At 62.3% G+C, this 9,225-nt stretch carries 12 protein-coding genes; 6 read left to right on the top strand and 6 right to left on the bottom strand.

Annotated elements, in window-relative coordinates; translation table 11 throughout:
• Together AC0Z9V_RS17915 and AC0Z9V_RS17920 are read left to right on the top strand one after the other, a co-directional pair.
• A partial coding sequence (locus AC0Z9V_RS17915; RefSeq protein WP_485142358.1) for a type IV secretory system conjugative DNA transfer family protein occupies positions 1 to 729 on the top strand: 729 nt, incomplete at its 5' end.
• Positions 730 to 735: 6 nt separating this feature from the next.
• Entirely contained in the window at positions 736 to 1,209 is a 474-nt protein-coding gene (locus tag AC0Z9V_RS17920; RefSeq protein ID WP_485142359.1) for a DUF4913 domain-containing protein, read from the top strand.
• Positions 1,210 to 1,325: 116 nt separating this feature from the next.
• Here AC0Z9V_RS17920 and AC0Z9V_RS17925 read toward each other — a convergent pair whose 3' ends face one another.
• From AC0Z9V_RS17925 to AC0Z9V_RS17945, 5 genes are all read right to left on the bottom strand, one after another.
• Positions 1,326 to 2,090, bottom strand: a complete 765-nt coding sequence (locus tag AC0Z9V_RS17925) for a DUF3093 domain-containing protein (RefSeq protein WP_485142360.1) — start codon at positions 2,088 to 2,090, stop codon at positions 1,326 to 1,328.
• Positions 2,087 to 3,655 (bottom strand): cytochrome c biogenesis protein ResB, encoded by a 1,569-nt coding sequence (resB, locus tag AC0Z9V_RS17930; protein WP_485142361.1) that lies wholly within the window; start codon positions 3,653 to 3,655, stop codon positions 2,087 to 2,089. Before resB ends, AC0Z9V_RS17925 begins: the two co-directional genes overlap by 4 nt.
• Positions 3,656 to 3,851: 196 nt before the next feature.
• Entirely contained in the window at positions 3,852 to 4,535 is a 684-nt protein-coding gene (locus AC0Z9V_RS17935) for a TlpA family protein disulfide reductase (protein ID WP_485142362.1), read from the bottom strand.
• Positions 4,536 to 4,675: 140 nt separating this feature from the next.
• Positions 4,676 to 5,425: a cytochrome c biogenesis CcdA family protein gene (locus AC0Z9V_RS17940; protein WP_485142363.1), complete on the bottom strand. Its 750-nt coding sequence runs from the start codon at positions 5,423 to 5,425 to the stop codon at positions 4,676 to 4,678.
• A 199-nt stretch (positions 5,426 to 5,624) separates the two neighbouring features.
• The gene (locus AC0Z9V_RS17945) at positions 5,625 to 5,960 is read right to left on the bottom strand and encodes a hypothetical protein (protein WP_485142364.1); all 336 of its coding nucleotides are present in this window, start codon (positions 5,958 to 5,960) and stop codon (positions 5,625 to 5,627) included.
• Positions 5,961 to 6,325: 365 nt separating this feature from the next.
• Between AC0Z9V_RS17945 and cmtR the strand changes: the two genes are divergently transcribed.
• The 3 genes from cmtR to lspA all read left to right on the top strand — a co-directional run bounded on the left by cmtR (position 6,326) and on the right by lspA (position 7,899).
• On the top strand, positions 6,326 to 6,685 hold the full coding sequence (gene cmtR, locus AC0Z9V_RS17950; RefSeq protein WP_485142365.1) for a Cd(II)/Pb(II)-sensing metalloregulatory transcriptional regulator CmtR: 360 nt from the start codon (positions 6,326 to 6,328) through the stop codon (positions 6,683 to 6,685).
• Positions 6,682 to 7,293: a cadmium resistance transporter gene (locus AC0Z9V_RS17955; RefSeq protein WP_485142369.1), complete on the top strand. Its 612-nt coding sequence runs from the start codon at positions 6,682 to 6,684 to the stop codon at positions 7,291 to 7,293. Before cmtR ends, AC0Z9V_RS17955 begins: the two co-directional genes overlap by 4 nt.
• A gap of 87 nt (positions 7,294 to 7,380) precedes the next feature.
• Positions 7,381 to 7,899, top strand: a complete 519-nt coding sequence (gene lspA, locus AC0Z9V_RS17960; protein WP_485142366.1) for a signal peptidase II — start codon at positions 7,381 to 7,383, stop codon at positions 7,897 to 7,899.
• A 107-nt stretch (positions 7,900 to 8,006) separates the two neighbouring features.
• On the opposite strand, the gene AC0Z9V_RS17965 is transcribed toward lspA, so the two are convergent.
• Complete coding sequence (locus AC0Z9V_RS17965; protein WP_485142367.1) at positions 8,007 to 8,300, bottom strand: thioredoxin family protein; 294 nt, start codon at positions 8,298 to 8,300, stop codon at positions 8,007 to 8,009.
• A 54-nt stretch (positions 8,301 to 8,354) separates the two neighbouring features.
• Here AC0Z9V_RS17965 and AC0Z9V_RS17970 point away from each other — a divergent pair, with 54 nt between their 5' ends.
• Entirely contained in the window at positions 8,355 to 8,756 is a 402-nt protein-coding gene (locus AC0Z9V_RS17970; RefSeq protein ID WP_485142368.1) for a heavy metal-responsive transcriptional regulator, read from the top strand.
• The last annotated feature ends 469 nt before the right edge of the window (positions 8,757 to 9,225 follow it).

Raw genomic sequence — 9,225 nt, forward strand, 5'->3', positions numbered from 1 at the left:
ATCAAGGGCAAGAACACTCTCTACGCGCTGTCCAAGGAAGGTGCTGGCACCGCGGGTCCTCTGGTGACGTCCCTGACCGTGGCCACGGCCACCGCCGCTGAGGAGTACGCGGCTACGCAGGCAAGCGGCCGTCTGGCCGTTCCGATGTTGTGTGTCCTCGATGAGGCCGCGAACGTGTGCCGGTGGGGGCACCTGCCGAACCTTTACAGCCACTATGGTTCCCGAGGAATCGTGATTTCTACATTCCTACAATCTTGGTCTCAAGGGGTGGATGTGTGGGAGGAGTCCGGGATGAAGAAGCTGTTTTCAACGGCCAACGTCTTCACCTACGGCGGCAACGTGAAGGAAGAGGGCTTCCTGAAGATGCTCTCCGACCTCGTGGGCCAGTACCGGTACACGTCGGTGTCGACCTCGAGGCAGAAGGACAGCCGCTCCACGAGCCGCCAGGACTCCACCGACGACATTCTCTCCGTCGCGGATCTCGCCGCGATGCCCAAGGGTAGGGCCATCATGCTCGGCTCCGGATCCCGGGCCGTCCTGCTCCGCACAGTGCCGATTAGCGACCGGCCCTACGCAGACAAGTTGGCAGCGTTCGAGTCCGTCCGGTCCGCGCCTCCCGCTGCCCGTGAACCTGCACTCAAACCTGCAGCTGGACCTGTCGTCGAGGTGCAAGAACCAACTACCGTCCCTGCCGGTAGGAACCGCTGGTCGGCCATGGTGAAGGAGTAGCCTTGTATGGATATGCAGTCGCCATTTCAGCCCGAAAAGTTCGAGCCTGACGACGAGTTCGACCGACTCGTCCACGGCACGGACGAGGATGAGACGTCAGAGAACGCTAATGTCTCGCAGGATGAGCCCAGGCTGTTCTTTCCGAACCTCGAGGTGTTCGTCACCGACTTCCTCGTCGGCCACTATGCACGCCCCTTGGATCCGATGGGGCATGACAAGGAGTTCACCTGGTGCAGCAGCTGGTGGGCGCACACGGAAGCTGTCAGCCGCCTCAGCGCTTTATGGAGGGCCTGGGAAACCCTACGGCTGGATGGGGGCACGGGCATGGCTGATTGGTGGCGGAACTACGCAGACCCGACGATGCGAGCCCTCTTCTATAGCAAGGGCCCCTTTAAGGGGTGCACGGCCACGAAACACGTACCGGCCAACGCACCGTTGCCTGTTGTGCCGGCTCCGATTGACCTGTTCTCGCAGCCGTGAGAGCACACACCTAATGGTGTCCGTCAATACAGGTTGACATCAGTTAGCTGATTTTTCTCCCCGTCAGAAGTTTGAAGCCAGGTCAGGTACTCGGTCTGGAAGGCGGGTTTGAAGGGCTATTCCTTGGTGCCGTTGAGCACGTGACTAAGTTTTTTGGGGTGACGTGATGAGACGAGCCAGTAGGGTGTCCTGTCTTCTTCGTCCGACAGTTCGATGCGGACGACGCCGTCGATCCAGCCGCGAATGCAGAGAAAGGCCAAGCCGTGGAGGCGGGGTCCTCGTTGCGTCGTTGCGTTTGTGCCGGTGAAGCTCTGGGCCCGGCCCACGTATTGGCGCTCGATGCTTGCTCGTCCTACGTGCAGTTCGGTGGGTGTGACGCGGATCGTGGGTGTTGAGGTGTGCAGCGCGAAGAGTAGCCCGGCCAGGGTCAGTACGGACGCGGCGACGCCGATCAGCATGTCGATCGGAGCGAAGATAACAGCTGGTACGAAGGACAAGCCGGTGGTGATGATCCAGATCCAGGCGTTTGGGTAGAGGCGTTCTTCGTACAGGACCTCACCCGCCTGGGCTGCAGATTTCGTGTGTGGGGTGAGGCCGGGTAGTTCGTGTGGCTGATACAAGAGCGTCTTCCGATCTGTGTGGCGGGCGGCGTCTGCCGCTCTGAAGCGTGTGCGGCGAGGCTTGGTGAGGGTGATTCCGAAGATGAACAGCAGGGCGGCGGCGGGGTAGCCGGTCACTGCGTCCCACAGGGCTGACATGTGGGGTTGGCGTTGTGGCGAACTCATGAGGAAATGCGCGATACCGGTCAGAAGCCCAAGGGTCATCAGAACCGGCCCGATGAATCGTCGGACCCTCGTGGCAGTTAATGTCTTGACGGTCATGTGTGTTGCGGTATGTCAGGTGATGGCAGGGGCTTTTTCTGCTCGTCGCTGCGTGGGGTGATACCCCAGTGGGCTGACAGTGCTTGCTCGAGTTTGGTGGTTTCGTTCCGCAGGCCAGGGTCTTCTCCTCGGGCGAGAAGCCCGTACTCGAGGGTGGTGGCTCCTTCTGGTGTTGCGCTTGCTTTGATCCATACGCGCCGGCGCGCGGTGACGAGCGAGAGGATGAGGCCGGTCAGAGCGAGGGTGGAGAAGATGAGGGCGCCGATTTTGCCGGGATCGTAGGTGATGTCGAGGGCGACGAAGCGTTTCAGATCCTGGAATGTGATGGATCCTCGCCCGTCGGGCAGCTCGTAGGTTTGCCCGGGCTCGAGCACGATGCCACCTGCGTTCAGGTCCCGCCCGTTGAGTTGGGTGAGGTCCGTGGTGTCCAGCTGGTACACGGACCGCGGCGTTCCATCATTAAGGCCGAGATCACCGTAGTAAGAGTTGAGATTCAGCCGCGGGTTGAAGGGATCCGGGTCGGAACCAAAAGCCAGACCTTCACTGTTGACGACGGCAGTCGGCAGGAAGAAGCCGACGAATCCGAGCTGGTCCGGTTGCGCGTCGGGCGCCTTGATGACGATCGTCGACGTATAGGCCGAATCCGTTGGCTGGGACGGCACGGGGCCGGAAAAGGCGATGTTCCCTTCCCCGTCGCGGACCTCGACCACGGGAGCGTATCCGTTCCCGACGAGATACACGTTGGTGCCGCCGATCCCGATGGGGGAGTTGACTTTCAGAACCCGGTCCTCGGCGGGCTGGTCCGGGCTTTCCTGTACGGTCATCTGCGCGGTGAAGTCCAGGGGTTGGCCGTAGGTGGATTGTTCGTCCCGGTTAAACCTGGCATCGAAGTCGTTCAGGGTCAGCGCGAACGGGGTGAGGGTGTCGGGGTTGAAGTTGGTGCCGGGGGAGAAGGAGTCGTACCCGATGAGGGCGTTGGTGAACCCTTCTCCTTCGACGATGAGTTTCTGCCCCCGATAGCCGAACATCCCGCCGATGGCGACGGATACCAGCACGCCGATCAGAGCGGTGTGAAATAGCAGGTTCCCTGCTTCTTTCATGAATCCCCGCTCGGCACCGACGGACGGTGTGGCCGTGCCGGCGTCGCGGATGTCGACTCTGTACCGGAGCTTCCGCAGGATCGCCGCGGCGTCTTTGATTGCCGCGGTCGGGTCGGGGGCGGAGGTTGCCGGGCCGCCATCGCTTAGAACGATGGTGCCGTGGTGGGGGAGTCTCGCGAACCGGCGGGGAGTGCGTGGGGGTGTTGAACGCAGTGCCTTGAGGTGGGCTTTAGTGCGGGGCAGGACGCATCCGACGAGGGACGTGAAAAGGAGGAGGTAGATCGCCGAGAACCAGACCGAGGAGAAGACGTCGAACATCTGCAGGCGGTCAAGCCAGGGGCCGGTGTCGGGGTTGTCCTTCAGGTACTGGGTGACGACAGCAGGATTGGCTCGGCGTTGCGGGAAGAGGGATCCGGGGACAGCGGCCACGGCCAGCAGCAGCAGTAACTGCAGGGCTGTTCTCATGCTGGTGAGCTGCCGCCACACCCAGCGGAGCATTTCACCGGCACTCAGACTGGACACCGAAATATCGGGTGTCTGCTCCGGCCTCGAATCGAGGCCTTGGTCAGGTGCCTGGCCGGGAGCGTCCTCTGGGGTCTGCCTGGGTGTCTGAGCGGGTGTCTGCCGGGGTTCTTGTCCGGGGGTTCGTCCGGTTGAGGGGTTAGCTGGCATCATCGGTTCCCGCCGTTGTGGGCGAGCTAGGCGTCGTGGGACTGCTTTCGGCCAGTACATCTGCGATCAGGGTCTTGAGCGTGCTTTCGTCGGCGACGCCGAGGATGCGGGCGCTGACGCGTCCCTGCCGGTCAAGGACCAGGGTCGTGGGCACGGCCTGCGGCGGCACGTAGCCGGTGAGGCTCAGGAGCAGCTTGCCGTCGCGGTCCCCGAAGCTGGGATAGGTGATGCCGAAGTTTCGTTCGAACGCCTCGGCCGTGGACTTCTCGTCGCGGACATTGATGCCGTAGAACTTCACGCCCTCGGGTGCGAAGGAGGTGCTTAGGGTTTGCAGCATGGGTGCTTCGACCCGGCAGGGAGCGCAGGCCGCGTACCAGACGTTCAGGACCGTGACATTGCCAGCCCATTGGCTGGAGTCGACGGTCGTGCCGTCATAGAGCTCGCCCGTAATGTTTACGGGTTCGCTTCGGGTGTCGGGAGCGTATTCGGCGACCGACCCGTCCCCGGCGATGTAGTTCTTGTTGTCGCCGGCATTGGCCTGCTCGGCGAGGGAATTGTTCTGCGCCGAGCATCCGGTGATGAGAAGTGCCGCCGTTGCCAGCAAAGCGATGAGGGTCGACGCGCGGGCACGGGGGCGCGATCTACTTAGCGCCGCCGCCTCCCGTAGGGGCATGAGCGGTGCCGACTGAGTACCTGTCGATGGAGTACCTGGTGCGTGGGACGGATTTCGGTTGGTGGGGGTGGGAGCACTCATGGGGCGATCTCTTTTCGATCGTGGTGTGCGCGAGGGAGGGGATGCGTTCGCTGGAAGCATCAGACGGGGGTGAGGAAGGTTCCTGCGAGGTTTTGGAGCTGGTAGATCCACAGCATCCAGACGCCGGTCACCATGAGGACTCCGACCCCGACGAGCAGGGCGCCGCCGATGAGGTTGAAAACGCGGATGTGGCGTCGAACGAAGGACAGGGCGGTTGTGACCCACTGCACTCCGAGCGCGACGAGGATGAACGGTATGCCCAGGCCGAGGCAGTAGACGAACCCTAGGAGCGCTCCACGCCACGCTGTGCCGGTGGTGGTGCTCAGGGCCAGGACAGCACTGAGGGTGGGACCCATGCAGGGCGTCCAGCCCAGACCGAAGACCACACCGAGCAGGGGTGCGCCGGCGATACCGGTGCGGGGCCGCCATGACATTTTCGCGGTCCGCTGCAGGAACGGAAGCCGGCCAACCAGCGCCAGTCCCATGACGATGACGAACACGCCGAGGACCCGGATCAGCGGGTCCTGCCAGCGTAGAAGCCAGGAGCCGATGACACCGAATGCGGCGCCGTAGAAGGTGAACACGAGGGCGAAGCCGAGGATGAACAGGGCGACACCGGTCAGCAGTCGGCGCCGGTTGTCCGGGCGGCCGGGTTCGGCCAGTCCGGAGACATAGCCCAGATAGCCCGGGATGAGCGGCAGGATGCAGGGGGAGAGGAACGACACGAGCCCTGCAATCATCGCCAGAGGTATTGCTGCCAGCAGCGCTCCGGATTGGACGCTGTCCGCGAAGTATTCGCCGATGGTCATCAGCGGTACACCCGCGAGGTTGCGGTGGTCGCCAGGCAATGGTGGGTTCGAAGGTGGTAGGGGCAAGTCATAGGTGGAGTCCTTGGGACACGGCAGCGCAGCAAGAGAGCGTGCAGCCGTGTGAAGAGTAGGCAGGGCTCATCCGGCAGTCATTGAACCTGGCGGAAAAGTGAGGCGGGCTCGGGGAGGGCGCTGAATCCTAGATGCGGCTGACCGACAGTTGCAGCAGGCAGACACCGACCGAGCGCAGAGGAGACGCACCCGGCGGTCCGAGCTCGCGCGTCCTGGTACTGCCGGGGAGAAGAACCATGGCGCGCAGACAATAAAGGCCGATGAGACCGGCCACGACCAGGACCATCGAACACAACGCGGTCGCTACCAGATGCCCATCAGGGCAGGCGGCAGCGCACACATTTCCTAAGAGAACATCCTGACTAAAGTCCGGCGCGACAAGGGGCGGCGGAGCCTGTTGAAAGACCTCGCCATGTGTCAGGGCTGTGGGGGCTACGGAGACCTGCTGCGTGATGGTTGTCATGGAGGCGGCCTGTGCGGGTACGCCGCTGCTGGTCGAGAGTGCGGGCCCGGCCCATACGTGCAGGAAAGTGATGCCCAACAGGAGAACCACGACCCGCAGGTGCCACCGGGCAGACGAGGGAACGGCGGAGGGATTCAAGAGCATCATCTGATGCATGACTCTCCCAACGCTCCTGCTACATCATTCGTTCTCAATGGCCTGGCCTTGCTTCATTCTACCGGCGGACCGTGACGGCCCTGATCTAGCTGGCTTCGCTCCAGTGCTGCTGTCCGGGACCGTGGTCGATGTCAGGAGAGTGGCGCGGAGACATCCGTGACGTCATCAACCTTCCTTGCCAATTCAGCCATTCATGTATAGTACAGCGCGTGCTGACTAATGAACGATACCTCGATGTGATGAACAGGCTGGGACGGGCGATGGCCGATCCGACCCGGTCCCGTCTCCTGATGACCCTGCTCGACCATCCCGCCTATCCGGCGGACCTTGCCCGTGATCTGGAACTTACCCGGTCGAATGTCTCGAATCACCTCGCCTGTCTTCGGGATTGCGGCATCGTCATCGCTCACTCTGAGGGCCGGCAGACGCGCTACCAAATCGCTGACCCACACCTGGCTAAGGTCCTCACTTCCCTGGTTGAGGTGAGCCTCGCCGTCAATGAGGGAGCACCGTGCCTGGATGCTGGATGCTCTCTGCCGGGGTGCCAGAAGGCGGTGGTGACCGAGTGATTCTGTCCTCAGTTATTCCAGCCATCGGCCTGTTCTTTCTCACCAACATCGATGACATCATCGTCCTCGCCCTGTTCTTTGCCCGCGGAGCGGGACAACGAGGAACCACAGCCCGAATCCTCGGCGGGCAGTACCTCGGTTTCATCGGGATCCTGGGCGCCGCGGTACTCGTCTCCCTCGGCGCAGGTGCTTTCCTTCCCGAGGAGGCCATCCCCTACTTCGGCCTCATACCTTTGCTGCTGGGTCTTCGGGTTGCATGGCAGGTATGGCGCAACCGAGACGACGACGATGATGACGACGACGACGAGGCGAAAGTTGCCGGCAAGAAGGTCGGTGTCTTCACTGTCGCTGCCGTGACCTTCGCCAACGGTGGCGACAATATCGGGGTTTATGTCCCGGTCTTCCTGAACGTCGGGCCGACCTCCGTCGTCGCCTACTGTGTGGTCTTCCTCGCCCTGGTGATCGTCCTCGTGTGGCTCGCCAAGTTCGTAGCCACACGACGTCCTGTTGCTGAGGCCCTCGAACGCTGGGAGCACATCCTGTTTCCGGTCGTCCTCATTGCTCTTGGTCTGTTCATTCTCATCAGTGGTGGAGCGTTCGGCCTGTGACGGCGTGCACCTACCTACCGCATCAGGGCGTTGGGTTTTCTTCCAGCCTGTTCGGATTGCGTGTAGCAGCAACAACGGGAGAACGTGATGAGTGAGGACAAGTCCGCCACGCCTGCTGCGTTGAAAGCCCGCAACAGAGCCCGGGTGTGGATGCTGGTCGGCTCTTTGGCTCTGGCCGGTACCGACCTCGCGGTGAAGGCCATCGTCGAGCTACAGCTGCGTGAGGGGCAAACCATCGAAGGTGGATTCGTGGACTTGCGGCTGCACTTCAACCCGGGTGTCGCGTTCAGCTTCGGAGCCGATCTGCCGCCGATTGTCATCCTGCTGGGCACTGGAGCGATCATCGCGGGACTGGCATGGTTCCTCCTGGCATCGGCCGAGACGCTGGGCCGGCTCGGCCTGATAGGCGGGGCAATGGTTCTCGGTGGCGCGTTGGGTAATTTCCTCGATCGGCTGGTCGGCGGTGGTGTGGTCGACTACCTGCATGTCTCCTGGTTCTCAACTTTCAATCTGGCTGATGTCTTCGTTTCGGTCGGTGTCGGGCTACTGATCCTGGAAACCCTGTTCAGCACCGGCGGCCGCACCCCTGAGCCGCGCGACTCCTGACCCTCCTGCCGATGGGTTCACCTATACGCTCCCGTAACGGACGCACGCACGGATTTAAACCTGTTCGCCTGCGCAGGGCTTGCCTCCGTGATCCCTGCGGCGATCGGCTAGTCGATGATGGATCTGAGTTGCGCCATGCTTGGTGCGCCCGCGGGGCCTTTGTCGGTCATATACCTGCGGCAGGCGAGACCTACGGGGATGGTTGCGTTGCCGAACGCGTCGACGCCGTCAATCAGGATGGTGGGAGAGCCATGAAAACCCACACGTTCGGCTTCTTCCACCGTGTCGATGAGCTGGTAGTTGAGTGCGATTTCGGGGCGCTCCGCAGAGAGCAATCGCAGCCGTTCACCAACGACGGTCCAGTTCGGGCAACCATCAAAATACTGCAGAGTGATGTCCATACGCTCACCGTAAACCTTGTAGTGCACTAGAAGGTCAAGCGTTAGGCTCGGGTGATGCTGATCGGGGAGCTTTCCGCCGTCACTGGCGTGGGCCGTCAGGCCATCCGCTTCTACGAGCGTCAGGGCCTCATGCCTGAACCTGGGCGAGCTGTAAATGGTTATCGGTCATATGATGCGACAGCCATCGACCGGCTACGGTTCATCCGCACCGCGCAAAGTGCCGGTCTTACTCTGGCCGAGATTGCGCAGGTCCTCCACCTACGTGATGCGGGTCAGACGCCTTGCACGCATGTGACACTCGTCCTTGAGCAGAAGCGGGCAGAGGTGCAGGCGCGGCTGCAGGAACTCGCCAATCTGGCAGACGAGCTCGAGATGCTCCTAGAAACCGGCCGCACCCTCGACCCGGCCGCCTGTGGACCATCAGATATCTGCCACATCCTCACACGTAAGGCATGACCTCACGCCAAGCATCCAGGCGCCTACCGCCGCATGGGTCCTACACTGGCGCATGACACTACTGCGTTGGATCAGCGGCACTAGCCGCAGCAGTCCGCCCAGCACGGCCACAGCGCACTGTTCGTGCTGCGGCCGACGCCTAGAGGTGAAGAAGCTGCATTCGCTGGCCGGCGGTAGCGCCCATATTTGTCGGAGATGCGGGCTCTGGGTCGCAGTCCGTCGCCGATGACACGCGGCGCTCCCGACACCCATATCTTCTCCACTGCGCTCCGGGTAGCTGATCTCGGCCGCACTCAGCAGCGCCTAACGAGACTGTCCTGGCTGCTCCCCAGAAACAAGCGGACGATGAGTGATGAAGAGGAGCCGCGTCAACATTACTGGCACCGCTGCGTATTTGATGTGGGCGTATTCTTTGGTCCGGAGCCTGAGAGCTGGTGTGCTTCCGGTGACGTCGGCGGAGGACTAGGCC

Source organism: Arthrobacter sp. UYP4, from assembly GCF_057291175.1.